The sequence below is a fragment of the Deinococcus radiodurans R1 = ATCC 13939 = DSM 20539 genome, from assembly GCF_000008565.1.
GTDB classification, from domain to species: domain Bacteria; phylum Deinococcota; class Deinococci; order Deinococcales; family Deinococcaceae; genus Deinococcus; species Deinococcus radiodurans.
Window position 1 is genome coordinate 225,728 of the sequence record NC_001263.1, and the last position, 24,273, is coordinate 250,000.

Annotated in this window: 27 protein-coding genes, 1 tRNA gene and 2 pseudogenes; 16 read left to right on the forward strand and 14 right to left on the reverse strand. The window is 66.8% G+C overall.

Annotated elements, in window-relative coordinates; translation table 11 throughout:
- Positions 1-48: 48 nt before the first annotated feature.
- From purS to apaG, 5 genes are all read right to left on the reverse strand, one after another.
- Positions 49-303 (reverse strand): phosphoribosylformylglycinamidine synthase subunit PurS, encoded by a 255-nt coding sequence (gene purS, locus DR_RS01145; protein ID WP_010886870.1) that lies wholly within the window; start codon positions 301-303, stop codon positions 49-51.
- 58 nt (positions 304-361) lie between these two features.
- On the reverse strand, positions 362-832 hold the full coding sequence (locus tag DR_RS01150) for a hypothetical protein (protein WP_010886871.1): 471 nt from the start codon (positions 830-832) through the stop codon (positions 362-364).
- A 7-nt stretch (positions 833-839) separates the two neighbouring features.
- Positions 840-1,553, reverse strand: coding sequence for a phosphoribosylaminoimidazolesuccinocarboxamide synthase (gene purC, locus DR_RS01155; RefSeq protein ID WP_027480166.1), 714 nt, complete (start codon positions 1,551-1,553; stop codon positions 840-842).
- Between the two features lie 264 nt (positions 1,554-1,817).
- Complete coding sequence (locus DR_RS01160) at positions 1,818-2,546, reverse strand: hypothetical protein (protein WP_010886873.1); 729 nt, start codon at positions 2,544-2,546, stop codon at positions 1,818-1,820.
- Between the two features lie 110 nt (positions 2,547-2,656).
- Positions 2,657-3,043: a Co2+/Mg2+ efflux protein ApaG gene (apaG, locus tag DR_RS01165; protein WP_010886874.1), complete on the reverse strand. Its 387-nt coding sequence runs from the start codon at positions 3,041-3,043 to the stop codon at positions 2,657-2,659.
- A 158-nt stretch (positions 3,044-3,201) separates the two neighbouring features.
- Here apaG and DR_RS01175 point away from each other — a divergent pair, with 158 nt between their 5' ends.
- The 11 genes and pseudogenes from DR_RS01175 (at position 3,202) to DR_RS01230 (ending at position 11,608) form a co-directional block, all read left to right on the forward strand.
- The gene (locus DR_RS01175; RefSeq protein WP_027480164.1) at positions 3,202-4,263 is read left to right on the forward strand and encodes a M42 family metallopeptidase; all 1,062 of its coding nucleotides are present in this window, start codon (positions 3,202-3,204) and stop codon (positions 4,261-4,263) included.
- 28 nt (positions 4,264-4,291) lie between these two features.
- A complete protein-coding gene (gene ispF, locus DR_RS01180; protein WP_010886876.1) occupies positions 4,292-4,777 on the forward strand; it encodes a 2-C-methyl-D-erythritol 2,4-cyclodiphosphate synthase in 486 nt (161 codons plus the stop codon).
- A complete protein-coding gene (locus DR_RS01185; protein ID WP_010886877.1) occupies positions 4,770-5,246 on the forward strand; it encodes a tRNA (cytidine(34)-2'-O)-methyltransferase in 477 nt (158 codons plus the stop codon). Before ispF ends, DR_RS01185 begins: the two co-directional genes overlap by 8 nt.
- Before the next feature lie 92 nt (positions 5,247-5,338).
- Complete coding sequence (locus DR_RS01190; protein ID WP_010886878.1) at positions 5,339-5,566, forward strand: hypothetical protein; 228 nt, start codon at positions 5,339-5,341, stop codon at positions 5,564-5,566.
- Complete coding sequence (locus DR_RS01195; RefSeq protein WP_010886879.1) at positions 5,563-5,760, forward strand: winged helix-turn-helix domain-containing protein; 198 nt, start codon at positions 5,563-5,565, stop codon at positions 5,758-5,760. The genes DR_RS01190 and DR_RS01195 overlap by 4 nt, the downstream gene beginning before the upstream one ends.
- Positions 5,761-5,803: 43 nt before the next feature.
- Positions 5,804-6,133, forward strand: coding sequence for a DUF2087 domain-containing protein (locus DR_RS01200; protein ID WP_010886880.1), 330 nt, complete (start codon positions 5,804-5,806; stop codon positions 6,131-6,133).
- A gap of 134 nt (positions 6,134-6,267) precedes the next feature.
- A complete protein-coding gene (locus DR_RS01210) occupies positions 6,268-7,824 on the forward strand; it encodes an amidase (RefSeq protein ID WP_051618874.1) in 1,557 nt (518 codons plus the stop codon).
- Complete coding sequence (locus tag DR_RS01215; protein ID WP_010886882.1) at positions 7,821-9,056, forward strand: aminopeptidase; 1,236 nt, start codon at positions 7,821-7,823, stop codon at positions 9,054-9,056. Before DR_RS01210 ends, DR_RS01215 begins: the two co-directional genes overlap by 4 nt.
- Positions 9,057-9,235: 179 nt before the next feature.
- Complete coding sequence (locus tag DR_RS01220) at positions 9,236-9,808, forward strand: peptidylprolyl isomerase (protein WP_162177743.1); 573 nt, start codon at positions 9,236-9,238, stop codon at positions 9,806-9,808.
- Positions 9,809-9,945: 137 nt separating this feature from the next.
- A pseudogene (locus tag DR_RS01225) lies at positions 9,946-11,204 on the forward strand (class I SAM-dependent RNA methyltransferase).
- The gene (locus DR_RS01230; RefSeq protein WP_010886885.1) at positions 11,204-11,608 is read left to right on the forward strand and encodes a hypothetical protein; all 405 of its coding nucleotides are present in this window, start codon (positions 11,204-11,206) and stop codon (positions 11,606-11,608) included. The pseudogene DR_RS01225 and the gene DR_RS01230 overlap by 1 nt, the downstream one beginning before the upstream one ends.
- A 116-nt stretch (positions 11,609-11,724) precedes the next feature.
- Here the strand turns inward: DR_RS01230 and DR_RS01235 are convergent, their stop codons facing one another.
- Entirely contained in the window at positions 11,725-12,543 is an 819-nt protein-coding gene (locus tag DR_RS01235; protein WP_027480161.1) for a Cof-type HAD-IIB family hydrolase, read from the reverse strand.
- A 61-nt stretch (positions 12,544-12,604) separates the two neighbouring features.
- Between DR_RS01235 and DR_RS01240 the strand changes: the two genes are divergently transcribed.
- Positions 12,605-12,928, forward strand: a complete 324-nt coding sequence (locus DR_RS01240) for a hypothetical protein (RefSeq protein WP_028328047.1) — start codon at positions 12,605-12,607, stop codon at positions 12,926-12,928.
- Here DR_RS01240 and DR_RS01245 read toward each other — a convergent pair.
- The 6 genes from DR_RS01245 to DR_RS01270 all read right to left on the reverse strand — a co-directional run bounded on the left by DR_RS01245 (position 12,925) and on the right by DR_RS01270 (position 17,676).
- Positions 12,925-13,263 carry a DUF952 domain-containing protein gene (locus DR_RS01245; protein WP_010886888.1) on the reverse strand — a complete coding sequence of 113 codons (339 nt, stop codon included), beginning with the start codon at positions 13,261-13,263 and terminating at the stop codon, positions 12,925-12,927. The two genes, DR_RS01240 and DR_RS01245, sit on opposite strands and share 4 nt — an antisense overlap.
- Positions 13,264-13,274: 11 nt before the next feature.
- A complete protein-coding gene (gene speA, locus DR_RS01250; RefSeq protein ID WP_027480160.1) occupies positions 13,275-15,200 on the reverse strand; it encodes a biosynthetic arginine decarboxylase in 1,926 nt (641 codons plus the stop codon).
- A gap of 121 nt (positions 15,201-15,321) precedes the next feature.
- The gene (locus DR_RS01255; RefSeq protein WP_010886890.1) at positions 15,322-15,780 is read right to left on the reverse strand and encodes a GNAT family N-acetyltransferase; all 459 of its coding nucleotides are present in this window, start codon (positions 15,778-15,780) and stop codon (positions 15,322-15,324) included.
- A 24-nt stretch (positions 15,781-15,804) separates the two neighbouring features.
- Entirely contained in the window at positions 15,805-16,641 is an 837-nt protein-coding gene (gene prmC, locus DR_RS01260; protein WP_010886891.1) for a peptide chain release factor N(5)-glutamine methyltransferase, read from the reverse strand.
- Between the two features lie 4 nt (positions 16,642-16,645).
- Positions 16,646-17,227, reverse strand: a complete 582-nt coding sequence (locus tag DR_RS01265; protein WP_010886892.1) for a protein jag — start codon at positions 17,225-17,227, stop codon at positions 16,646-16,648.
- 47 nt (positions 17,228-17,274) lie between these two features.
- The gene (locus DR_RS01270; protein WP_010886893.1) at positions 17,275-17,676 is read right to left on the reverse strand and encodes a 4'-phosphopantetheinyl transferase superfamily protein; all 402 of its coding nucleotides are present in this window, start codon (positions 17,674-17,676) and stop codon (positions 17,275-17,277) included.
- A 284-nt stretch (positions 17,677-17,960) separates the two neighbouring features.
- Between DR_RS01270 and DR_RS01275 the strand changes: the two genes are divergently transcribed.
- Complete coding sequence (locus DR_RS01275) at positions 17,961-18,677, forward strand: HepT-like ribonuclease domain-containing protein (RefSeq protein ID WP_010886894.1); 717 nt, start codon at positions 17,961-17,963, stop codon at positions 18,675-18,677.
- 8 nt (positions 18,678-18,685) lie between these two features.
- Here DR_RS01275 and DR_RS01280 read toward each other — a convergent pair whose 3' ends face one another.
- Entirely contained in the window at positions 18,686-19,684 is a 999-nt protein-coding gene (locus DR_RS01280) for an aldo/keto reductase (protein WP_051618875.1), read from the reverse strand.
- Between the two features lie 74 nt (positions 19,685-19,758).
- Between DR_RS01280 and DR_RS01285 the strand changes: the two genes are divergently transcribed.
- The 3 genes and pseudogenes from DR_RS01285 to DR_RS01295 all read left to right on the forward strand — a co-directional run bounded on the left by DR_RS01285 (position 19,759) and on the right by DR_RS01295 (position 23,907).
- Positions 19,759-21,771 carry an ABC transporter permease gene (locus tag DR_RS01285; RefSeq protein ID WP_010886896.1) on the forward strand — a complete coding sequence of 671 codons (2,013 nt, stop codon included), beginning with the start codon at positions 19,759-19,761 and terminating at the stop codon, positions 21,769-21,771.
- Positions 21,771-22,681, forward strand: a pseudogene (locus tag DR_RS01290) (ABC transporter permease). The gene DR_RS01285 and the pseudogene DR_RS01290 overlap by 1 nt, the downstream one beginning before the upstream one ends.
- A gap of 107 nt (positions 22,682-22,788) precedes the next feature.
- Complete coding sequence (locus DR_RS01295) at positions 22,789-23,907, forward strand: AI-2E family transporter (protein WP_027480158.1); 1,119 nt, start codon at positions 22,789-22,791, stop codon at positions 23,905-23,907.
- Positions 23,908-24,019: 112 nt separating this feature from the next.
- Here DR_RS01295 and DR_RS01300 read toward each other — a convergent pair.
- A tRNA-Asp gene (locus DR_RS01300) sits at positions 24,020-24,095 on the reverse strand.
- Between the last annotated feature and the right edge of the window lie 178 nt (positions 24,096-24,273).

The window sequence follows — 24,273 nt, forward strand, 5'->3', positions numbered from 1 at the left end:
CTTTGGGGGTGCAGTTCCGCCAAAGCGGGAACGGAGTCGGCCTAAGCCTCACTGGACTTCCTCAAGCTCCCAGCGGGCATCTTCCATAATCGGGTTGCTGAGGACGTTTTCCACGATGTCTTTCAATTGCGCTTCCACGTCGGCTTTTTCGCCGCTGAGGTTCAGTTCGATGTACTTGCCGATGCGCACGCTGCCCACGTTGTCGTGGTTGAGGTGCGACAGCGCCCGCTCCACCGTGCGGCCCTGCGGGTCGAGGATGGACGGCCTGAGGGTGACGTAGATTTTCGCTTGGTAGTGGGGCATCGTTCAGTCTCCTTAAATCTGGGCCTTCTTATAACGAGAAACTTCGCTTAGATCTGCGTTAATTGTTTCGCTGAGAACCAAAGACTTGGTTGAAAAAGCTGGTTGCTTCTTTTAGGTTCAAGCCGTTTAGTGATTCACTGAATATCTTGCTCTGTCTTCTGAACAGTTCAGTGCGATGGGTCGTCCCTCCTCGACTGCCTATTTCTGACCTGATGTTGTAAGAGCAGGTTTCATCTAGAACAAATTCTTTACGGGAAAACAGGGTCTTAAAAGTCAGGAGTTTTCCTGCCGGAAAATAGGAAACTGTCCTGGTCATGCCCTGGAGGAAATGGAATATCACCAGGCCGTAAAATAAAAGTAGTCCCAGAGTAATCAAGTTGTTGGAAAGAGGCATTTTGGTCAGGTTCGGTAGAGCGTTTATTAGACTTTGACCGACATACAACGTGACCAGGATAATCCAGAAAATGAGAAAGGCTTTTGTGCCTGGGCTGGGTTGCAACACTTTCACGTTTTCTTCTTGCCTGATCATCCCGACCTCAAACCTCGCGCGTCACCCGCTTCAGCATCTCGGCATAAGCCTCGGCCTCGCCGCCCAAGTCACGCCGGAAGCGGTCTTTGTCCATCTTCTCGTTGGTCTCGGCGTCCCAGAAGCGGCAGGTGTCGGGGCTGATTTCGTCGGCCAGGACGATCTCGCCGCTCGGCAGTTTGCCGAACTCTAGCTTGAAATCAATCAGGCGCACGCCGCGTTTCTCGAAGTAGGGCACCAGAAAGTCGCGAATTTGCAGCGCCAGTTCACGGATGCGTTTCAGGTCGTCTTCGCTTGCCCAGCCCAGCGCCACGGCGGTGTCGGTGTTGATCAGCGGGTCGCCCAGCGCGTCGGACTTGTAGCAGTACTCCACGACGGGGCGGGGGAGCGGCGTGCCTTCCTCCACGCCCAGGCGCTTGGAAAAGCTCCCGGCGGCCACGTTGCGCACGATGACTTCCACCGGCACGATGGTCACGGCCTTCACGCGCTGCTCGCGGTCACTCAGCTTTTCGAGGAAGTGCGTGGGAATCCCGGCGGCTTCGAGCTGAGGATAAAGGTGGGCGGTAATCGCGTTGTTGGTCGCGCCCTTGCCGGCCCACTCGCCGCGTTTCTGGGCGTTGAAAGCGGTGGCGTCGTCCTTGTACTCCACCACGTATTCGTGGGGGTTCTCGGTGGCGTACACGCGCTTGGCCTTGCCCTCGTACTTCATCTCGCCTCTGGTCATCGTCTGCTCCCAAAAAGTAGAAAAGGCGCCTCCCGGAACGTGGCGGGACGACGCTGCACTGTCGTATTGCTGAACATGTTTGAACCTCCGGTGCCACCTCTCGGGCGGGCTTACCAGCCGGCTGCGGCTGGGGCGTCTCACGGGACGCGACTGGAAGGTGACGGCTGCCAAAAAAGAAGAAGGTCAGCCGTCTGCGGGCTGCCTCCCTAGATTAACACCTGCTGAACCTCCGGGGCCGGCTTTTCGTTCCGGCGGCGGGAACAACTATTTCTGGTATTTCAGCAGCAGACTCGACATGCCCTTGGATTCCATCTTGACGATCAGGCCCGGAATGTCTTTGGCGTACCAGGTGGTCGTCGTAGTCACGGTGGGCTTGTTCCTCTGGCCCATCGCGGCGGCCATCTTGGGGTCCTGAAAGGTCGTCGTGCTGATGGTTTGCGCTTCGACGCGGTAGGTATTGAAGGTGCCGGCGGGCGTGGTGATTTTTTCGGTGCGGACCAGTTTGTTGCGGTAGGTGGTGGTCATGGTGAAGTCCTGGGTCTTGACCGAGCTGAGGGTGCCCGTCCAGACCTCGCCGACCTTGTGCTTGAGGTAACTGGCGTCGGCGAAGTTGCCGAGCCGAACATTGATGCTGCCGCCCCCCGACTGGGCCGAGGCGCCCATGTCGAGCCGCTTGCCGTCCAGCTCGGTGACCAGTTTGCCGCCCACGCAGGTCTGCTTGAGGACATGGGTTTTGCCGTCCGTGACGTTCTGCACCTGATAGCCGTTGGGAATGGGCCTCACGGTGCTGCTGACCACGAAGGTCATGGGAGCGGACGCCTGGCCGCCGACAGGCGCCACCGGCAGCAGCTTCTGCTGATAGGTAACGCTCCTGGGGCCTTGCAGGGCCGCCTTGATGCTGGAGCAGTCGGTCGCGCTCGCCGCACTGCCGAGGGCGCCGCCGAGAGAAGTCGTCAGGAACACCACACCGGAAAGAACCGAGACACGCATCATGCACCTCCGCTGTGGATACGCGGCCAGCCTGCCGGGGGTTGCCGGGCTGACCGGACCATGAACTCCGGCTCAAAGGCTGACCCGCAGCAAGGGTCGCTGCCCGGCAGCCCTCAGTTCAGCAGCCGTTCGCCGCTTTCGGGCGCGATGTCCAAGCGGAAAGGCGGAATCGGCACCTGCGCCGTCTGCCCCCAGGCGTCGCCCATCACGTAGTGGCCTTCCATGCGGCCCGGCAGCGCGTCTACCGTCACGAACGAGTTGTAGGTGTACTGGGCGCCCGGCGCGAGCAGCGGCTGCTCCCCGACGACGCCTTCACCCTCCACCGTGAACTGCTGGCCGTCGCCGCTGGTGATGGTCCAGTGGCGGCTGAGCAGTTTCCAGCTGTCGTCGGTGTTGTTTTCGATGGTGATGAAATACGCGAACAATTGGCGTTGCGGGGTGCTCTGCGCGGGCAGGTGGTGGACCTGTACGGACACGGTGATGTCGGGAGAAGAGGTCATAGGTTGATGCTACGGGTCTAGAGCATTTGACAAAAAGGTGGCACAGCTTTTTGGCGAGCGAAGCGAGTACAAAACGTTGAGCAGGACGGAGAATGGAGCGGGTGGCGGTGCTCTGCCGACACCCACGTAATTCGGAGAACTGCTCTAGACTGCACCTCATGTCTGACACTCCGAGTCCCATCAACCGCGACTTCCTCTTCGAGCTGCTCTCGCAAGCGGCCCCCAGCGGTGCCGAGCGCCGCGCCGCCGACGTGTGGAAAAAAGAAGCGGCCACCTTCGCCCGCGTCTCCGAGGACCACTACGGCAGCGTGTACGCCGAACTCGGCCCGGAAAACGGCCCCGCCATCGCGCTGATGGGCCACCTCGACGAAATCGGCCTCATCGTCTCGCACGTGGACGATAAGGGACACCTCAGCGTCCTTGGCGTGGGCGGCTGGGACCCGCAGGTGCTTGTTGGCCAGCGTATTCGGCTGCTCGCGCCCGGTGGCGACCTGCTCGGCGTGGTCGGCAAAAAAGCCATTCACGTGATGGAAGCCGAGGAACGCACCAAGGCGAGCAAACTCGAAGACCTCTGGATCGACGTGGGCCTCGACGCCGACGAAGTGAAGGCCAAAGTGCCGGTCGGCACCTACGGCGTCATCGAGCAGGGGCCGGTCATGGTCGGCAATAAAGTGGTTAGTCGCGCACTCGACAACCGCGTCGGCGCGTTTATCGTGCTCGAAGCCCTGCGCGCCTTGAAAGACGTGGAGCTCAAGCACCGCATCGTTGCTGTGGGCACCAGTCAGGAAGAAATCGGCGTGTTCGGCGCGCAGACGAGCGCCTACCGCCTCGACCCGGTGGCGGGCATCGCGGTGGACGTGACGCACGAAACCGACCAGCCCGGCGTGAGCGAGAAGAAATACGGCGTGGCCCCCTTCGGCTCGGGTGCCAACCTCTCGGTCGGCCCGATGACCAACCCCACGCTGCTGCGCCAGCTCACCGAGGCGGCGGGCCGCGAGAACATCCCCTACACCCTGTCCGCCAGCGGGCGCTACACCGGCACCGACGCCGACGCGCTGACCCTGGTGCGCGCGGGCGTGCCGACTGGCGTGGTCAGCATTCCCAACCGCTACATGCACAGCCCCAGCGAAATGGTGGACGAGCGCGACGTCAAAGCTTGCATCGACATCCTCGCCGCCTGGATTCGCGGTCTGGAAGAGACGCTGGAATTTACCCGCTGAGCGATACCCGGAGCTGTATCCTCGCCGCATGACTGGCCTGCCTTTTCGCATCGGCTACGGCGAGGACGCCCACCGCCTCGCACCGGGACTTCCCCTGGTGCTGGGCGGTGTTGCCATTCCTCACGCCGAACTCGGGGCCGTGGCCCACTCCGACGGGGACGCCGTTCTTCATGCCGTGGCCGACGCGCTGCTCTCGGGCCTCGCGCTGGGCGACATCGGGCAGTACTTCCCCGACACCGCCGCCGAGTGGAAGGGGATGGACTCGCGCCGGATTCTGGCGAAGGCGCTGGAACTTGTGGAGGAGCGCGGTTACCGGCCCGTGAACGTCGCTCTCGTGGTCACACTGGACCGGCCCAAGCTGGGGCCGCTGCGCGCCGACATCGCTGCCTCGGTCGCCGAGCTGCTCGGTCTGCCTGCTGGCGAGGTCGGCGTGAGCTTCAAGACCTCCGAGGGGCTGGCGCTGGAGCATGTGCAGACCCGCGTCACCGTGCTGCTGGGGCGCGTAGATGACTGACGCCGAGGCATCCGGGCCGCTGCTGCACGTCGTTCTCTTCGAGCCGGAAAAGGCGGGCAACGTCGGCAATGTGGCCCGCACCTGCTCGGTGCTGGGGGCCGAGCTGCACCTCATTCGTCCCTTCGGGTTTCACCTGCACGACCGTGAGTTTCGCCGCGCCGTGATGGACTACCTTCAGGGTGTCACCCTGCACGAGTACGCGGGCTGGAGCGACTTTCAGGCGCAACTTCCCGACGCGGCGCGGGTCTTCGCTTTTTCTACCCACGCCACTGAGTACCACACCCGCGCGGGCTTTAAACGCGGCGATTATTTGCTGTTCGGCCCGGAGTCGCGCGGGCTGCCGGTGTGGCTACGCGACGCCCTGCCCAAGCTCAAGCTGCCGCAGCCCGGCAGGGGCCGCAGCCTCAACCTCAGCGTGGCGGTGGGGGCGGCGGCCTTCGAGGCGGGGCGGCAAATCGAGAGGTGGTAGGGAGTAGCACACAAGGCTCGCCGCTCACCTAAGCCAATTCAATTATTTCGATAAGTCTCGAATTGTTTTAGGCTTCGCTTCGAGGTGAGGCGATGAGCGAGAACCGTCAGAAAATGAATAAAACCTACCAGCGCATCCTCTCGGGTCTGCTGCTGAACGCGGAACGAGACGTGCGGCTGGCTCGTGCCGGAACCGACGAGGCCGCGCGGGCCAAAGCCAATGTGCGGCTCGAAACGCTGCGGGCTGCGCTGGAAATCTATGCCGCGTCGCACAAGCTGGCCTACGGCGAGCGTCCCTGGCCGCGTGAGGAACGGACGTGAGTGCCGATCTTGCCGCCCGCGCCGCCCTGTTCCGGGCGCTTTCGCATCCGGCGCGGCTGACCCTGCTGCGGCTGGCATGGACCGAAGCCCTCAGCGGTGAGCACCTGGCGCGGCTGGTGCAGCTTGCCCCTGCCACCGTCAGTCATCATCTGGCACAATTGACCGAAGTGGGCCTGATGACCGTGCAACCTTAGCGGCCACTACCGCCTCTACCGCACAGACCGCACGGCGCTGGACGTGAGCCTCACGTCTCTGGTCCAGGGGTCTGCCGACGTTCCTTTCGTAGAAGACCCCTACGAGCAGCGGGTGCTGCGGGCCTTTTTGCGGGGCGGCAAACTACTGCAAATTCCCGCCCAGCGCAAGAAACGCGACGTGGTCTTGCGTTTTCTGGCGGGCCTGTTCGAGCCGGAGCGCCGTTACCCCGAAGCCGAGGTCAACGCCCTACTCGGCGAGTACCATCCCGACTTCTTTACCCTGCGCCGCGAACTGGTGGGTGCGGGCTTGCTGGAACGCGAGCAGGGCGAGTACTGGCGTCCTGAGCCGACGGAGACGCCCAGCAGGCTCTAAAGCATTTGACAAAAAGATGGCACAGCTTTTTGGCGAGCGGCGCGAGTACAAAACATGAGCAGAACGGAGAATGGAGCGGGTGGCGGTGCTGTTCCGACGCACGCGTAATTCGGAGAACTGCTCTAAGCTGCCTCATGCTGACCTTTGCCGAGTACGACCGCCTGGACGCCCTGGACCTCGCCCAGCTCTTTCGCCGGGGCGAACTGAGCGCCGAGGACATGTGCACTGCCGCCATTCACCGCGCGCAGGTGGTTAATGTGGCGCTCAACGCCGTGGTGTATCCGCTCTACGATCAGGGACTCGCCCAGGCGCGGGCCACCGACGCGGCGCGGGCGCGGGGCGAGCAGGCGACTGGGCCATTCGCGGGCGTGCCCTTTCTGGTCAAGGACTTCGGCTCGCGGCTCGCCGGAGTGCCCCACACGGGCGGCACGCGGGCCTACCGGGACCAGATTCCCGAATGGGACGACGAACTCGTGCGGCGCTGGCAGGCGGCGGGGCTGCTGCCGCTCGGCAAGACGAACACCCCCGAATTCGCGCTGATGGGCGTGACCGAGCCCGAGCTGCACGGCCCCACCCGCAATCCCTGGGACCTGGGGCGCACCCCCGGCGGGTCCAGTGGCGGCTCGGCGTCGGCGGTCGCGGCGGGCATCGTGCCGCTGGCAGGGGCGGGCGACGGCGGGGGGTCCATCCGTATTCCGGCGTCGTGCTGCGGCCTCTTCGGCCTCAAGCCGAGCCGGGGCCGGGTGCCCTGTGGCGACGGGGTGGGCGAGCCGTGGCAGGGGGCCGCCGTGGAGCACGTCCTGACCCGCAGCGTGCGCGACAGTGCGGCCCTGCTGGACCTCGAACAGGGGCCGGACGCGGGCGCGGCGCTGTTTCTGCCCTCGCCCGAGCGGCCCTACAGTGAGGAAGTCGGGCGCGAACCGGGCCGGCTGCGCATCGGCTTCAGCACGGCGCATCCGCTGGGCCGCTCGGTGCATCCCGAATGCGTGGCCGCCGTGCAAGGCGCCGCCCGGCTGCTGGAATCGCTCGGGCACGAAGTCGAAGAAGTCGCGCTGCCCTGGGACGGCCCCGCGCTCGCCCAGGCCTTTTTGATGCTGTATTTCGGAGAAACGGGGGCCAGCCTCGCCGCGCTGCGGGACACGCTGGGCCGCCCGGCCCGCGCCAGCGACGTGGAGGCTGTGACCTGGCTGCTCGGGCAACTGGGCCGCAGCTACTCGGCGGCGGATTTCGCGGCGGCGCGGGCAAGCTGGAATGTCCACGCCCGCGCCATGGGCCGCTTTCACCAGAACTACGACCTGCTGCTCACGCCGGTTTTGGCCACGCCGCCGCTGCAAATTGGTGAGTTGCAGCCGCGCGGCGTGCAGGCGGCACTCCTCCGGGCCGCTCAGCAGATGGATGTCAGCGGGCTGCTGCGCCGCTCCGGACAAGTCGACGCACTCGCGACCGACATTCTGGAAAAGATGCCCTACACCCAGCTCGCCAACCTGACCGGGCAGCCCGCCATGTCAGTCCCACTGCACTGGACGGCGGACGGGCTGCCGGTGGGCGTGCAGTTCGTCGCTCCGCTCGCCCGCGAGGACGTGCTGCTGCGGCTGGCGGGGCAACTGGAACAGGCGCGCCCCTGGTTCGCGCGGCGGCCCACCGTCGGGCGGGCAGCGGTTGGAGAGGCGGCGTACAGTGGGTCGGCATGACACCTTCTTCTTTCGATGAACGGCTCGCCCGCTACGCCGAACTGCTGGTCAAAGTCGGCGTGAACCTGCCTGCCGGCGGCAAACTGCTGGTCAATGCGCCGCTGAGCGCCGCCCCGCTGGTGCGCCTGGTGGCCCGCGCCGCCTACCGCGCCGGAGCGCTGGACGTGCGGGTGGAATACCACGACGAACATCTCGCCCTCGCGCTCTACGAGGACGGCTCTGACGAGGCCATGGGCTTTCTCCCGCCCTGGGCCACCGAGCAGGTGCAGCACATGCTGGACGACGGCTACGCCCGCCTTTCCATTCGCGGCGACGACCCCGCCCTGCTCAAAAACGTCAACCCCGAGCGCATCGCCCGGCGCAGCAAACTCATGGCCCAGGCCTCCCGCGAGGTCTCGGCGGCGGTCAGCGGCTTCGCGGTGAACTGGACCGTCGCCGCCATGAGCACCCCCGCCTGGGCGCAGGCCGTGTACCCGGAGTTGCCCGAAGCGGAAGCCGTCGCCTGCCTCTGGGACGACATTTTCAAGGTCACCCGCGCCGACCTGCCCGACCCGCTCGGTGCGTGGGAGGACCACGTCGCCGCTCTCGCCCGGCGCTCGGCGCACCTCAACGACAAGCAGTACGCCGCCGTCCACCTGACCACCGAACTCGGCACCGACCTCACCGTGGGGCTGGCCGAGCGCCACATCTGGCAAGGCGGCGCGGAAGAGGCCAAAAACGGCATTGTCGGCGTGCCCAACCTTCCCACCGACGAGGTGTTCACCATGCCGCACCGCGACCGGGTAAATGGCGTCGCCGTCGCCAGCAAGCCGCTGAGCGTGCGCGGGCAGGTCGTGGAAGGCATCCGGGTGCGCTTTGAAAACGGCAAGGCGGTCGAAGTCAGCGCCGAGAAGGGCGAGGACACCCTCAAGAGCCTGATCGCCACCGACGAAGGCGCCGCGCACCTCGGCGAAATCGCGCTGGTCGCCGCTTCCGCGCCCGTTGCGCAAACAGGCACGCTGTTTTTCAACACGCTGTTCGACGAAAACGCCGCTTCGCACATCGCCCTCGGACGCTGCTACCCCACCAACGTGCAGGGCGGCGCCGACGCACAGCAGCGGCAGGCGGCGGGCGGCAACGACTCACTCATTCACGTGGACTGGATGATCGGCACGCCCGGCGCGTCGGTGGACGGCATAACGGCGGACGGGCAGCGCGAACCGCTGATGCGCGGTGGCGAGTGGATGATTTAGAGCATTTGACAGAAAAAGACCCCCTCACCCCTGCCTTCGGCAGGCCCTCTCTGCTCCGCAGCTCTTCGAGTCCCACCAGGGTAGAGGGTCAAAAACGTCAAGCATTCTTATGTCAAATGCTCTAAAGCGGTCCTTTAAGCCCGGTGTGATCGGCACGCGGCGCGGCTACAATGCGGCTCATGAGTGACACCTACAACGCCGAGGGCTTTACCCAGACGCCCTACCTCAGCACCGAGCGCCAGACCAAGTTCACCCAGGCCCCCGAGTTGGGCGACGCCATCGAACCCGGCAAGCAGTACCGCGCCGTGCTGGAAACAAGCAAAGGCCGCATCGTCGTGGAGCTCTACCCCGACGAAGCGCCGATGACCGTCAACTCGTTCGCCTACCTGCTGCGCCACCACTACTACGACGGCATCAAGTTCCACCGCGTCATCGACGGCTTTATGGCGCAGACCGGCGACCCCACCGGCACCGGCATGGGCGGCCCCGGCTACAAGTTCGAAGACGAGTTCGCCGGCAACCACCACCGCCACAGCGGCAAGGGCGTCCTGAGCATGGCGAACGCCGGCCCCGGCACCAACGGCAGCCAGTTCTTCATCACCTTCACTGCGACTCCGCACCTCGACAACCGCCACACCGTGTTCGGCAAAGTCGTGGAAGGTCTGGACGTGCTCGACCGCATCACCCGCATTCAGCCCGGCATGGGCGGCACGCCGGACGTGATCGAAACGGCGTACCTTGTCGAGAAGTAAGCCCAATACAGTTGGGAAAGAAGCTCTGGCTCAGGCCGGGGTTTTTTTTGGTGGTGTGGGGGCGGGTCTTGGGGAGACAGCCCTCAAAGAAAGCCTCCCCACCCCGCTTTTCTCTTCGCTCCACTACACTGGCCCCTATGTCAGACGCACCCCTCACGCTGGAAATTGAAAAGCTCGTCGCCGGGGGGCTGGGCCTCGCCCGCGACGAGGGCGGCGTGGTGCTGGTGCGCGGCGCCCTGCCCGGCGAGCGCGTGACCGCCGACGTGCGCCAGGGCAAGGGCGTGCGCCAGGGCACGGTGCGCGAGGTGCTGCGCCGCAGCCCGGACCGGGTGGACGGCCCCGAGCTGCCCACCGCCGACCTCGCCTTCGCCTCCTACGTGGCGCAGCTCGGCTACAAGCGGGCCTTCGTGGAAGAAGCCCTGGCGCGCATCGCCAAGCTGCGCGTGCCGGTGGGGGAGACGGTGCCGAGTCCCGAGGAGTGGCACTACCGCAACACGGCGCAGTACCTCGTGACGCCGCAGGGCCTGGGCTACCGCGAGCGCCGGGGCCACACCGCCCAGATGTTTCAGGGTGACCCCCTCGTGATGGAGGAAATTGCCGCCGTCGCCCAGAAACTCGATCCCGAGCGGCTCGACCCTGCCACCGAAATCGCCTTCCGCGCCAGTCGCCTGACCGGGGAAGTGGTGGCGGCGCTCATCGGCACCGGGGAGCCGCGTGACTTTCTGCGGGCCTCGGACCACCTGCTCGACGCGGGCGTGGTCGGCGTGTCGCTGGCGCAACCGGCGGGGCGGCGCTTCAGCGCGGCGTGCGCCTCATTGCGGGCGAGAGCGAGATTCAGGAACAGTTCGGCGACGTGCGCGTGAGCATCAGCGCCACCGGCTTCGCGCAGGTGAACCCGGCAGCGGCGGGCCTCGCTTATCGCCGGGCAGCGGCGCTGGCGGCTCAGGGGTTGGGTCAGGGCGAACACGCCGTGGACCTTTACGGCGGCGCGGGGGCTATTGCCCGGCATCTTTCGCCCCACTTTCGCCGCGTAACCGTCCTCGACACCTCCGCCGAAGCGCTCAGCCGGGGCCGGCAGGACGTGGCGCAGAGCGTGGCGGAAGGAGCAGGCGAGAAGAACATCTCCTTCCGGCAGGGCGACGCCTCGCGCCTGGAGGACATCGGCGCCGACGTGCTGGTGGTGGACCCGCCCCGCGCCGGGCTGGACGAGGCGGCGCGCGACCACATTCAGGAAAGCACCGCCGACCGGCTGGTGTACGTCTCCTGCGACCCGGCGACCTGGGCACGCGACGTGGGCGACCTCGTGCGCCGGGGCTGGAGCTTGGGTGAAATCACGCCGCACGACTTTTACCCCCAGACCTCCCACGTGGAAATCGTGAGCGTGCTGGAGCGCTAATGCGCCGCTGGCCCGTCCTGCTCCTGCCGCTGCTGCTCAGCGCCTGTCAGGACCGTGAGGCCCGCGCTCAGAACGCCGAACTGGCGCGGCGGGTGGCGGCTCTGGAAAGCGAGGTGCAGTCGCTGAAAAAGGAGCAGGCGGCCCCCGGCCTGACCCCCCCTGCCGACGCGGCTGCCGTCACCGCCCGCGCCGCCGCGCGCAACTGCGCCACCCAGCTCGCCCGCACACTGGAGGACTACCGCCGGGGCAGCCTGGAGAAGCGGTACCCCGCCGCAGGCGATATCGCGCTGCCACCGCCCTGCCAGAACCAGAAAGTGCGCTGGCAGACGCGCACGGCGCAGGCCTACGCCTTCAGCGTGGTGGACGACGCCGGAGCGGTGTTGGCGGAGGGGCAGGGGCCTTAAGAGCAGTAGCGCAGTTGAGCTTTTGACCCTCTACCAGGGGGAGAGGGCCTTGCCCTAGGCAAGGGGTGAGGGGTCTTTCAGTCCCGCAGAAATGAAAACTCGTTCCAGTATCCTTTTTAACCCAGCCCCGCCAGCGCCCGCTCAATCACCACCGCCACCCCGTCCTCCTCATTGCTCAGCGTCACCTCGTCTGCGGCGGCCCGCGCTTCGGGGTGGGCATTGCCCATCGCCACGCCGCGCCCGGCCCAGGCGAGCATCTCGGCGTCGTTGGGCGCGTCCCCGAAAGCGAGGGTGTCGGCCTGCGCCACGCCCAGGTTCTCGCACAGCAGCGCCAAGCCCGCCGCCTTAGTAATGCCCTCGGCAGCCACTTCCACGAAGGCCGCGCCGCTGTGGGTCGCGTGGAAGCCGGTCAAACCCAACGCACGCACGGCGACGAGCAATTCGGGCGGTGACACCTCGGGGTGACGCAGCACGAATTTCAGGCTCGGGGCGCTCAGCACCTCGTCCAGCGAATACCGGCCCATCGTCGCCGGGTCGCGCTTGTGGTCGGTTTCGGAGGCGAGGTCAGCGTACTCGCCCTGCGCGTAGAAGCCCTCGCCCGCCTCACGGATGCTGGCAAAGACCGTGCCGGGTACCTGTTGCCGAATGGCTTCCGCCAGCGCCCGCTGCATTTCCGGCGCGAGATGACGCTCGAACAGCACCTCGCCGGTCGTCAGGTGAATGCCGAGCGCCCCGTTGCTGCACAGCGCCCAGCCGTCAAAACCCGCGCCCTGCGCGATGCGCCGCACGCCCACCGGCTGCCGCGCCGTGACTGGAACGACGTGAATGCCCGCCGCCCGCGCCGCGTCCAGCGCCCGGCGGGTGCGGGGGCTGACGCTGAGGTCGTCGCGCAGCAGGGTGCCGTCGAGGTCGGAAGCAATGAGGCGCAGAGGCATGAGCCATACGCTACCGCCCGCCCCGCCAAATGACATCATGTTTGCAAAAGGAGGCCCCGCCATGTCCGAGTTCCACGAACTGCAACCGCCCCACGCCCCGCGCTGGCTGCCGCTGGTGCTGGAAACGGAAGTGACCGCCGCGACCCTGCGTTACCGTACCCGGCGCGGTGGCCCCTGGCGCGAGGTGCCGCGTGCCGACATCCTGAGCGCCGACGTGGTGCACCCTGCCCGCTGGAGCTGGCCGTACTCGCGCCGCCTGGACCCCGGCAGCGAGCAACTGCTCAGCACCAGTGGTCGGGCAGTACGGCTACGGTTGCGCGGCGGACAGGTGTTGGTGCTTGGAAGTGGGCGGGCGGCGGAGCTGCTCAGCGCCTTGCGGGGTTAGGAACGGAGCCTGGCCGGAAGTTCGAACCGCCCGTCGGCGCCCGCTTCAAAGGGCAACACCTCCGTTACCGCGTCCAGATTCAATGGTCCATACAGGTGCGGAAAATGCGGACTGCCCGGCTCGTATTCCTCCCAGCGCAGTTCGGCGCGCAATTTTGCCGGGTCAATGACGAGGAGCAGCAGGCCGCTTTGCCCGGCGTACAGAAAGTTGGCGACCCCGATGACCTGTGCAGGTGCCGACAGGTGAATAAAGCCCTGCATCTCCATACTTGGGGCCGAATAAACCCCCGCCCGCTGAGCTGCGGCCCAGGCGGCGGGGGTGGTGATGTGAGTCACGAGACCCGGAATCAGCTTTCGTACTCCAGGTAGGTGTAGCCGAGCAGTTCCTCGCCGTAGTCCTCAAGCAGCTCGTGCTCCTGCTCCTGCGTCAGCGTGCCGCGCCCGATGGCGGCGTCGGCCTGGTCCTCAATCGCGTCGCGCAGCATCGGCTCCTCGTAGCCCATCGACTCGATCATGCGCCGCGCCTTCTGGCCGCGCACGAAGAGGTCGATGTTGAAGCGTCCGCCGGGCCGCACCGTCACGTGCGCCTCGCTCACCTTGCCGAAGAGGTTGTGGGCGCTGCCGAGCACGTCCTGATACGCGCCCATCAGGAACGCGCCGAGGTAGTAGGGCCGGTCGCCGGGTTCGTGCAGCGGCAAGGTGGCCTTCACGTCGCGCAGGTCGATGAATTTCTCGACTTTGCCATCACTGTCGCAGGTGATGTCTACCAGCGTGGCCTGCCGGGTGGGTTGTTCGTTCAGGCGGTCGAGCGGCACGATGGGAAACAGCGCCCCGATGGCCCAGTTGTCGGGCAGGCTCTGAAACAGCGAGAAGTTGCAGATGAACTTGTCGGCGAGCACCTTTTGCAGGTCTTCGAGTTCGTCGGGCACATACTTTTCGCCCTGAATCAGCTTGGCGATCTTGCGCAGAATCGCGTTGAATAGCGCCTCGCCTCGCGCCCGGTCCTCAAGGGTCACGTAGCCGAGGTCGAAGAGGTTGTGCAGCGTCTGCTTGTCGCCCACCGCGTCGTTGTAGGACTCCCGGTAGTTACGCATGGAGATGTTTTCCAGCGTCTCGTACATGTCGCGCACGATCTGGTGGCTGTCCTCGCCCGGCACCGTCAGTTCCTGGTCTTCGAGGTTGCGCGTCGGCCCGGTCACGTCCACCACCGGCAAAATCAGCACGGCGTGGTGCGCAGTGAGCGCCCGCCCCGATTCCGACACGATGACCGGCTCGGGCACTTCGCGCGCCTTGCACACCTCCTGCACGGTGTACACGATGTCGGCGGCGTATTCCTTGACGGTGTAGTTCATGGAGGCGTAGAAGGTCGTCTTGGAGCCGTCGTAGTCCACGCCGAGGCCGCCGCCCACGTTGAGGTATTTCAGGTCGGCGCCCGCCGCGATGAGGCCCGCGTAGGTCTGCGCCGCCTCGCGCACCGCCACCTTGACCCGGCGAATGTCGGTGATTTGCGACCCGATGTGGGTGTGCAGCATCACCAGCGAGTCGAGCATGTTCTCTTCCTTGAGCCGCTCGACCACCCGCAGCAGCTCGTAGGCGTTGAGGCCGAACTTGGCCTGGTCGCCGCCCGACTCTTCCCACTGGCCCGAGCCCCGGGCGTGCAGCTTGAAGCGCACGCCCACAGCGGGCTTGACCCCGAGCGCCTTCGCCTGCTTGAGGATGCGGTCGAGTTCGGTGAACTTCTCGATGGTGATGACCACGTTCTTGCCCAGCGTCCGGCCCCACAGGGCGAGCTTGATGAACCCGTCGTCCTTGAAGCCGTTGCAGCACAGCAGCGCGTCGGGGTGCATCTTCTGCGCGAGGCACAGCGCGAGCTCGGCCTTGGAGCCCGCTTCCAGCCCGTGCGCGTAGTCGTACCCGGCGGCGGCCACCGTCTCCACCACGGCGCGGCGCTGGTTCACCTTGATGGGAAACACGCCCTGGTAATGCCCGGAGTAGTTGTACTCGTTGATGGCGGCCTGAAACGCCTCGTTGAGGTGCTTGACCCGTCCGGCGAGCACCTGCGGAAAGCGCAGGATGACCGGCAGGCTCTCGCCCCGGTCCACGATTTCGTCCACGATGGCGCGCAGCGAGGCGTGCAGGCCCGGCGCGGGGGTGGCCTCCATCAGGCCCTTGTCGGACACGCGGAACCAGCCGCCCGACCAGTTGGGCACCTGGTAGAGTTCGGCGGCGTCGGCGGAAGTAAAGCTGGTGTTGAGCGGATTGGCAGTCGTCATAGCGCTCCTCCTGTGGGTAGGTAGGCTCGCCGTGCGCGGGGTTCGGAGCCGTGCGGGGCACACTCAACGGACGCCGTGCGAAACCGGGGGGCATGATAGGACACGCGGGCCGGGAGGGATGTCAGACCTTCAAGGTCATCGCTGGATTGGCGTTCTCTGTGAACCCCGCGCGGCGGTAGAGCTCGATCCCCATCGGGGCCGCGTTGAGGCCGATGTGCCGGTAGCCCCCCGCCTGCGCCCACGCGAGCGCGGTGCCGAGCAACTGCCCCGCCAGCCCGCGCCGCCGGAACTCGGGCCGCACCGCCATGTTCGCCACCTGCGGCCTGCGGGTGTGGGGGTCTGCCGCCGAGGGAATCTGCGGAAAGAACATCAGCCCCACCGTGCCGGCGCTTTGGCCGTCCACCTCGGCCACCCACGCGACGTACTCGCCGGACGCCAGCACTTCGGCAAACCACGCCTGCCAGGTCGCCAGGTCACGGGCAATCTGCTCTTGCCCCACGCCGTTGTCGGCCTGCATGACGCCGCGCAGTTCAGCGAGGAGTGGGGCGTCTGTGGGGGTGGCGGGGCGAATTGCAGTCATGCCCGATTATCCCTCTGCCCGCCGCTATCCCCCTGCTCGCCGGGCCCGCACGAAGCGTTCGCGTCCGGTCAGGTCGGGCCGCACCTCGGCCTGCCAGCCTGCCGTCCGCAGCTCGGCGGCCAGCGTGGGCGCGTTGCGTGGGTCAAGTTCGAGGAGTAAGGCGCCGCCGGGAACGAGAGCCGCCGCCGCTTCGGCCACCAGCGGGCGCGCCACGTCCAGCCCGTCCTCGCCGGCATAGAGGGCCAGGTCCGGGTCGTGGCGCACTTCCGGGTCGGCAGTGGCACGGTCGGCGGTGGGAAGATAAGGCGGGTTAGAGACAATCAGGTTGAAGGGACCGGACAGGCCAGCGAGCAGGCTGCCCTCGACAAACTTCACGTCCAGCCCACTCAGCGCGGCATTCTCGCGAGCGAGCGAGAGCGCCTCGGGGCTGAGGTCGGTGGCCGTCACCTCGGCCTGCGGGATGGCTGCTTTCAGCCCCAGCGCCAGCGCCCCCGTGCCGGTGCCCACGTCCAGCACGCGGGGCTTCTCCACCCGCCGCAGTTCCTCCAGCGCGAGGTGCAGCAGCCACTCGGTTTCGGGGCGGGGCACCAGGGCGCGGGCGTCGGAGGTGAGGCGCACGCCGCCCCACTCCACCTCGCCGGTGAGGTGTTGCAGGGGCACGCGGGCGGCGCGCCGCTCTATTGAGTCCCAGGCGCGGGCCTCAGCGTCAGGGCCGATTTCTTCCCCGCCGCGCAGCAAAAAGGCCGTGCGGTTCAGGCCCAGGACATGTTCCAGCAGCAGACGGGCGTCCACTTCCGGGGAAGGGACGCCCGCCCGCGTCAGCCGCGCAGTCGCCTGGGTCAGCAGGTCGCGGAGCTGCACCGGCTTAGCCGTGCCGGGGCCGAATCACCAGCCGCCGCGCGGCGCCCTCGCCCACCGATTCGCTCATCACGTCGGGGTTTTCCTTCAGGGCGATGTGAATCACGCGGCGCTCGGCGGGGGGCATCGGTTGCAGCTCGTGCGGCTCGCCGCTTTTGGCGACCTGCACGGCGAGGCGCTCGGCCAGCTTGGTGAGGGTATCGGCCTGCCGCTTGCGAAAGCCGCCCACGTCCACCCGCACGCGCAGGTCGCCGCGCCCGGCGTGCTTGGCGAGCACGGCGTAGGCGATGACCTCGATGGCGCCCAGCGTGCGGCCATCGCGTCCGGCGAGGCGGGCCGCGTTCTCGCCGCTGATTTCGGCTTCCAGCGCGTCCTCGGTTTCGCGGACTTGCACCCGCAGCCCGGGGTCGATGCGCGCCGTGAGCTCGGCGAGAAACTGCTCGAGCACGGCGCGGGGGTCCTCGTCGGCGCCGTGCAGCGGGGCGGACACCGGGGCCGCGTCGGGAGCGGGCGGCGGCAGGGCGCTCTCGTCGGCGTCGCTGATGCCCAGCCCCGCGAGGTAGTCGTCCAGATTGGTGCGGTTGTCCATGAGAGTCAGTGTAGCGTCACGTCCTCCCCGGATGAGGACCGCACCCCCTACGGAGCGGCCCTTTGCTCAAGGTGTTCCAGAATCACCACCGCCGAGGCGTGCTCGCGGGTGTGGGTGAGCGTGAGGTGCGCCACCCAGCCGCGCTCGTGCATTTCCCCGGCAATTGCGGGCGCGAAGCCGAGCATCGGCGCCGCGTAGGGAAAAGGCCCGTCCGGCGTGCGCTCGCGCTCCACCCACACGTCACGCCAGCCATGCGGACGGAGCCAGACTTTTTGAAAGGCTTCCTTGGCGGCGAAGCGGGCCGCCAGACTCGGCGCGGGGTCGCGGTAGCGGCCAGCGTAGGCCAGTTCGGTGGCGGTAAACAGCCGCTCGGCCCGCACGCCTTCGCGTTCCAGCATCCGGCGAATCCGGGCAATTTCAATCAGGTCGTGACCGACGGCGACAATCACAGCCGCGCTCCTGCCTTGCTCGCAGCTTGCGTGGGGTCTCGCCCGATGTTCTGCCGCATGGGGGTCAGTCTAGCGGTCTGATACGGTTCCAAATTGAGCCCCGGACATGTCCAGGCGTAATTTTGCGCGGAGCGCATGGAAAAAATACGGTTTTAAGGAGATGGGCGGGTATCCGGCGCCTTTCCGGATGTTCGGGAATCGGATGAAAACCGTATGAGCAGCGCCACCGAAATCAGCCGACCTCAGAAGAGTTCAGCTCCGTATAACACCGCTACACTGGCCCCATGTCCGCACCCCTTTTTCCCGACCTGCGCCTTCAGTCGGTGGCCGCCCTGCTGCGTGAGGGAGCCGGCGAATGGCGCACGCTGGGGGTCACGCGGATTCGGGTCTTCGGCAGCGTGGCGCGGGGCGAGGCGGACGCGGCGTCGGACGTGGACCTGCTGGTGGACTTCGCGCCGGGGGCGGAGGTCGGCCTGCTGCACCTGATGCGGGTCAAGGCGGTACTGGAGCACTTACTTGCGCGCCGGGTGGACGCCGTAACCGAGGCGAGCCTGCGCGCCCCCCTGCGCGGCGAAATCCTGGCCGACGCGGTGGACGTGATGGACGTGCCCGCCACACTCGCCCCCACCCACCGGCCCAAGCGCTGGCGCTGGCGGCTCTTCGACCTGCTCGCCACGCTGGACCGCCTGTTCGCGCTGACTGCGCCGCTGACCCTCACCACTTTCCAGATGCGTGAGGAAGTGCAGGACGCCGCGCTGCTCGGCCTGCTGCGGCTCGGTGAGACGACGAAGTACATCCCCCAGAGCGTGCAAGACCGCCACCCCGAACTGCCGTGGGCTTACCTGCGCGACATTCGCAACCTGATTGCCCACGACTACTTCAGCATTGACCCCGTGCTGGTGTGGCACACCGTGCGCGACGAGTTGCCCGCCCTGCGCCCCCTGCTGCAAGCCCTGGCTGACAGTCCCGAACTCGACCTGATTCCCAGCCCCCGTCCGTAGGGAACAGTTCAGGTCCAAGAGAGGGCCGAGCGCTCCCGCCAGTACGTTTCCGCCGGCTGAGCGAGCGTGATCAGGGCGGCGAGGTCCACCTCCAGATGGAGCGCCCGCAGGTTTTGTCGTAGTTGCTCCGCCGTACTCGCCCCGCTCAGCACGATGTTCACCCACGGCTGCTGCAAGGCGGCGGCGAGGGCCACCGCGTCCGGGGTTACGCCCAGTCGCCGGGCTTCGGCGGCGAGTGGCGCGGGCACATCGCTCTGCCCCGTCACGCCCCGCGCGCTCAGGCGGCCATTGGCGACTCCTTCCTTGACGACCACCGTCCAGCCCGCCGCGTGCGCTTCGGCCAGCGCCGCGCCCGCCGAGGGTTCGAGCAGGTTCCAGGTCGCCTGCACCGCCCGGAAGGGGCACGCGCCGTTCACCCGCGTCGCTAGCGCCCGCCGCAGCGTGTCGGCCTGCCGGGGGCCACTGGTGCTCAGGCCCACCCGTACGCCCTGCCTCCCCAGTTCGGCGAGCCGTGCCAGCACCCGTTCATCGTCCAGCACGCCACTGTCGAGGGTGGCGGAGTGGATGAGGTAAAGGTCGGGGGCGCGTCCGAGGGCGCTCAATGTCTCGGGCCATTGCCTCTCTAATGTGGCGAGCGAGTGGTCCTTGACCTCGTGCACCGGGGCGTCGCTGCGCCAGTCGGCGACGTAGGTGTAGCCCCATTTGCTGCCCACCGTCAGGGTGTCCGGCGCGTGCCCGCGTGCCCGCAGCCAGCCGCCCAGAAACTCCTCGGCGCGGCCATAGCTGCGGGCGGCGTCGAACACCCGCAGGCCCGCGTCCCACGCCGCGTCGAGCATCGCCCAGGTGTGGTCGCGCAGGTCGTCTCTTCCCTTGTCCGGCCCCAGGTCGGCGCCGTGCCCCAGGTTGAGGTAGCCGGGCCGCCCCAGCGCCGCCAGACCCAGGCCCAGTCGTGGGGTATGGGTTTGGCGCGGGGAGGCAGAGACAGACTGGGTGGAAGGGGCGGTCATGCGGATATTCTGCCTGTCCTGCCGGGAGAGGCTGGCCCGGGGGCCGCGCCCGCTGGCCCGCACCTGCCCATACAATGTGCGGCGTGACCGACCTCTCTGATTCCCGCCCGTCGCGGACCGCCGCCCGGGTCGCGCAGGTCGCCAGCGGCGCAGCGTTACTCGCGCTGCTGCTGACCCCGCTGGCCGCGCTGGGCCGTACCTTCGACGGTGCGCCGGTGCTGCTGCACCTGTTCGGCGGCCTGCTGAACCTCGGCAGCACGACGGATGTCCGCCTGCCCCCCGCCGGGCCGACCCAACTGCTTGGCCTCACGTCTTTCGCGCTGCTGCTCGCCACCTTCGTCGGGGCGCTGCGGCGTCAGCGCTGGTTTTGGATCACCGGACTCCTCGCCGCGCTCGTTTCGGTTGCCGCCGTGCTGCTGCTCAACCGCGCGCTGGGTGACGAAGTGGCCCGCGTTGCCGCCGACACGACGATTCGCCGCCCGGTCAAAATCCGGCTGCGGAGTTTCTACGAGGGCGGGGGCATGAACCTCGGCCTGTTTTTCTCGGTGCTCGGTGGCTTGATTGCGACGGGCGCGGGGCTCAGTGCCCAGCGGGTCTGGTGGGAGCGGCTCAACCGCCTGCGCGGGCTGCTCGTCCCCGCTGCCGCCATTGCCCTCGCCATCGCCGTGGGCGCGGTGGTCGTGCTGCTGGTGCAGGAGCCCATCAACCAGACCGGCGCAGCGCTGGGCACCTGGGGCGCGTGGCTCGCGCGCACCGACCTGGTGTACTTCGTCTACTCCACGCTGTTTGCGCCGATCACCAGCCTCAACCCCTTCCTCGACAGTCTCAAGCTTGCTACCCCGCTGATTTTCACTGGCCTGTCGGTGGCGTTCGCCTTCCGCACCGGGCTGTTCAACATCGGCGCGCCCGGTCAGCTCACGATGGGCGCCATCGCCGCCATGCTGGTCGGCGTGTACGCTCCGGCGAGCCTCGGCTGGTTGCTGCTGCCGCTCTCCATCATCGCGGCGGGCGCGGGCGGAGCGCTGTGGGGCGCCATTCCGGGGCTGCTCAAGGCCCGCTTCGGGTCGAGCGAAGTCATCAACACCATCATGCTCAACTACATCGCCGCCGGGATTTTCGTCTTCCTGATCGGCTCCAACGAGTTCCCGTTCCTGGGCAAGACCTACAACCTGCCCATCAAGGCCGAGGGCTACGAGGCCCAGAGCGCCGAGCTGCACGAGGCGGCCCGCCTGCCCACCATGCTCGATCTGCTGAACGTGGGCAAGGAAGGCGCGATGGCCCTGAGCCTCGGCTGGTTGTTCGCCCTGATCACGTACTTCGTGGCGCGGCCCTTCCTGCGGCGGACGCGGCAGGGTGGCCTCCTCGCCTTCATCGCGGCGCTGCTGGTCGGGGCGCTGACGTGGCGGATTGGGGTACCCATCAACATCGCGGGCAGTCAGCTCAATGCCTCGTTCCTGCTTGCGCTCGCCTGCGTGGCGCTGTTCGGCACTCTGATGTGGCGCACCGCCACCGGCTACGCGCTGCGAGCGGTGGGCCTCTCGCCCAAGGCCGCCGAGTACGGGGGCATCAGCGTGGCGCGCGGCACCATCCTCGCCATGACCATCGCCGGGATGTTCGCCGGGCTCGCGGGCACCCACTACGTACAGGGCGGCGCGCTCGACGACTACCGCCTGAAGCAGAACATCCCCGTCAACGTGGGCTTCGACGGCATCGCGGTGGCGCTGATGGGCCAGAGCACCCCGGCGGGCGTGGTCGCCTCCAGCCTGCTCTTCGGCACCATCGATACGGGCGGGGTAGACGCCGACCTCAAGCTCGACGGCGTCAACAAGGACATCGTGACGGTGCTCAAGGCGCTGATCGTGCTGTTTATCGCGGCAGGGGGCTTCCTGTCGCGCCGCGTGACTGATCCGCCGCCTCCGCAACTCGCCGGGCCCGGCGGCTCCGACCCGAACGCGACCAGCAGCCTGCCCAACGTCGCGCAGGCCAGCCGGGGGCAAACCGGCAGCGGCCAGGGCACCGACGGCATCGACACCGACCCGCAGGCCCGTGAGGGTCAGACCCCCGCGCCGCAGCAAGGGAGCTTTTGATGGACATTCTCAGTCAGATTCTGAGCACCACCTTCCTGCTGATTTTCATTCGCAGCGTGGTGCCACTCCTGCTCACCGCGCTCGGCGGCCTCTTTTCCGAACGCAGCGGGGTGGTCAACATCGCCCTCGACGGCCTGATCATCTTCGGGGCGCTGGCGGGGGCTATCGTCACGCTCGCGACCGAGGGGCAACTCGGCGGCCTCGCGCCCTGGCTGGGCTGGCTCGCCGGGGCCGCGGTGGGCGGTCTGGTGGCCTGGATCCACGCCGTCCTGAGCATCAAGTACCGCGCCGATCAGGTCATTTCCGGCACGGCGATCAATCTGCTCGCCACGGGTGTGCCGCCAGTGCTCTTGCAGGCCCTTTACGACACCAGCACCGAGTCGCCGAAGTGCAGCACTCCCTGCCGCTGTGGGGCGTCGGAGACTTCAAGTTCTCCCCGCCGGTGTACTTCGCGTTCCTGATGGTGGCGCTGACGTGGTACGTGCTCTACCGCACCCCCTACGGCCTGCGCCTGCGGGCCACCGGCGAGCAGCCCGGCGCGGCGGCGAGCATGGGGGTCAATGTCCAGCGGATGCGCTACTCGGCGGTCATCCTCTCGGGCGTTCTCGCCGGGTCGGCGGGCGTGTTTCTCAGCATCGGCAACCTCAGCGCCTACACCCGCAACATGAGCGCGGGCCTGGGCTTTATCGCCCTCGCCGCGCTGATCTTCGGGCAGTGGAAACCGCTGGGCGTGCTCGGCGCCACCCTGCTTTTCGGGCTCTTGCAGGCCATCAGCATCGCGCTCGGCGGCAAGGACCTGCTGCCCGACCCGCTGGTCGGCGCGCTGCCTTACCTCATCACCATCCTGGCGCTGATCTTCACGGGCCGCAGCGCTGCGCCCAAGGCCCTGGGGCGTGCCTACGAGGGCTGAGACAGCGGGGCCGAGACCCACCAGGAGCGTCTTAAGAAAGGGGAGGGGAGACCGGTGCGCTGGCCTCCCCTTTTCCCTGGCTTCTGCCCTACAGTGACGGCACTGTGATGCCATCCTCATCCACTCCCAATGCCTTTCAGTACGCCTGGCGCAATCCCTGGGTGCGTCTGGTCGTGTTTCTAGGGCTCTTCTACCTGCTCTACCTCTTCATCGGGCAGATCACCACGGTCCTGGTGGACTTCGCGGTGGCCTTCTTGATCGCCTACCTCGCCAACCCGTTGCTTGGCTGGCTGGAGAGAGGCCGGGTCCGGCGCGGCCTGGGCGTCTTCTTCGTGCTGCTGCTGTTTCTCGGCCTGCTGGCGCTTGCTGGGGCACTGGTCGTGACCGTGGGTGGACAGTTTGTGCAGCTGTTTCAGAACCTGCCCGCGCAGATCGACAACCTCAACCGCATCCTCGACGGCGCGGTGCAGTGGCTCTCGGGCCGTGGCATCCCCGGCTTGGCCGACGCCCAGACCCGCATGACCGAAGCGCTGCGTGACTGGATCGCCAACATCGGCAACAACATCGTGCCGATTTTGCAAAACGCCCTCAGCTCCACCGGCACGCTCTTTAACCGTCTAATCTCCATCGGGGGCGTAATTGGGCAAGTGCTGCTGATCCTGCTGCTCAGCGTGTACCTGATGCTGGATTACGCTCGCGTAAACGCCTCACTGCTGCGGGCCTTTCCTCGTCCCTGGCAACCGAAGGTCCTCGAATTCAGCGACCTCATCGGCACGGCGGTGGGCGGTTACGTGCGCGGCCAACTGCTGATCGCCGCTTTCATCGGCATCTTCGTGTGGCTCGGCCTGACCATCGTTGGTATTCCGAGTGCGGCGGCCATCGGCTTTCTGGCCGGCGCCTTCAACATCGTGCCTTACCTTGGGCCGATCATCGGGGCCACGCCCGCGCTGCTGCTGGCGCTGACCCTCCCGAACGCCGGCTTCAAGATGATTCTCGTGGTGGTGGTCTTCGTCCTCGCCAACCAGATCGAAGGCAACTTCCTCAGCCCCTACATCCTCAGCAAAACCACTGACCTGCATCCGGTCACGGTGCTGCTCGCCATTCTGGTCGGCGTGGCGCTGATGGGCTTCGCGGGCGCCCTGCTCGCCGTGCCGCTGGTGGCGCTCGGCAAACTGATGCTGGAGAAGTACTACTATCCCAGCCGCGTCTATTCGCAAGGCCCCTGAATTTCAAACCTTCGCCAGTGCCTCCTTACTCGGGAGGCATTTTTTATTTCTCTGTGGCAACCAGACAAAAAGAAAGACGAGAGAAGAACCCAGGGCTCCTCTCTCGTCTTGCTGGCGGTCCGGACGGGATTTGAACCCGCGACCTTCTGCGTGACAGGCAGATATGCTAACCGCTACACTACCGGACCAGCGGAAAAAAGAGTACGGGCCACCAGAGAAGATGTCAAGGGGGCCACTTTTCGAGTGGAGCGGGCGCTCAACTGGCCTGGCGTCCCTTTGTAATGCTCTGATTTGCCCTGAACCGAAGTGACGTTCTGAGAGCCCTTGAGCGTTTGACAAAATGATGCTGCGTGATCTTGACCCTCT

Bases quoted from the DNA above. Each gene is read 5' to 3' on its own strand.
- DR_RS01275 (WP_010886894.1), top strand. From the start codon at position 17,961: ATGTCCGCACCCCTTTTTCCCGACCTGCGCCTTCAGTCGGTGGCCGCC.
- DR_RS01160 (WP_010886873.1), bottom strand. From the start codon at position 2,546: ATGATGCGTGTCTCGGTTCTTTCCGGTGTGGTGTTCCTGACGACTTCT.
- DR_RS01230 (WP_010886885.1), top strand. From the start codon at position 11,204: ATGCGCCGCTGGCCCGTCCTGCTCCTGCCGCTGCTGCTCAGCGCCTGT.
- DR_RS01175 (WP_027480164.1), top strand. From the start codon at position 3,202: ATGTCTGACACTCCGAGTCCCATCAACCGCGACTTCCTCTTCGAGCTG.
- DR_RS01255 (WP_010886890.1), bottom strand. From the start codon at position 15,780: ATGACTGCAATTCGCCCCGCCACCCCCACAGACGCCCCACTCCTCGCT.
- purC (WP_027480166.1), bottom strand. From the start codon at position 1,553: ATGACCAGAGGCGAGATGAAGTACGAGGGCAAGGCCAAGCGCGTGTAC.
- apaG (WP_010886874.1), bottom strand. From the start codon at position 3,043: ATGACCTCTTCTCCCGACATCACCGTGTCCGTACAGGTCCACCACCTG.
- ispF (WP_010886876.1), top strand. From the start codon at position 4,292: ATGACTGGCCTGCCTTTTCGCATCGGCTACGGCGAGGACGCCCACCGC.
- DR_RS01220 (WP_162177743.1), top strand. From the start codon at position 9,236: ATGAGTGACACCTACAACGCCGAGGGCTTTACCCAGACGCCCTACCTC.
- DR_RS01210 (WP_051618874.1), top strand. From the start codon at position 6,268: ATGCTGACCTTTGCCGAGTACGACCGCCTGGACGCCCTGGACCTCGCC.
- speA (WP_027480160.1), bottom strand. From the start codon at position 15,200: ATGACGACTGCCAATCCGCTCAACACCAGCTTTACTTCCGCCGACGCC.
- DR_RS01185 (WP_010886877.1), top strand. From the start codon at position 4,770: ATGACTGACGCCGAGGCATCCGGGCCGCTGCTGCACGTCGTTCTCTTC.
- DR_RS01280 (WP_051618875.1), bottom strand. From the start codon at position 19,684: ATGACCGCCCCTTCCACCCAGTCTGTCTCTGCCTCCCCGCGCCAAACC.
- DR_RS01215 (WP_010886882.1), top strand. From the start codon at position 7,821: ATGACACCTTCTTCTTTCGATGAACGGCTCGCCCGCTACGCCGAACTG.
- DR_RS01190 (WP_010886878.1), top strand. From the start codon at position 5,339: ATGAGCGAGAACCGTCAGAAAATGAATAAAACCTACCAGCGCATCCTC.
- purS (WP_010886870.1), bottom strand. From the start codon at position 303: ATGCCCCACTACCAAGCGAAAATCTACGTCACCCTCAGGCCGTCCATC.
- DR_RS01265 (WP_010886892.1), bottom strand. From the start codon at position 17,227: ATGGACAACCGCACCAATCTGGACGACTACCTCGCGGGGCTGGGCATC.
- DR_RS01295 (WP_027480158.1), top strand. From the start codon at position 22,789: ATGCCATCCTCATCCACTCCCAATGCCTTTCAGTACGCCTGGCGCAAT.
- DR_RS01150 (WP_010886871.1), bottom strand. From the start codon at position 832: ATGATCAGGCAAGAAGAAAACGTGAAAGTGTTGCAACCCAGCCCAGGC.
- DR_RS01235 (WP_027480161.1), bottom strand. From the start codon at position 12,543: ATGCCTCTGCGCCTCATTGCTTCCGACCTCGACGGCACCCTGCTGCGC.
- DR_RS01285 (WP_010886896.1), top strand. From the start codon at position 19,759: ATGTGCGGCGTGACCGACCTCTCTGATTCCCGCCCGTCGCGGACCGCC.
- DR_RS01240 (WP_028328047.1), top strand. From the start codon at position 12,605: ATGTCCGAGTTCCACGAACTGCAACCGCCCCACGCCCCGCGCTGGCTG.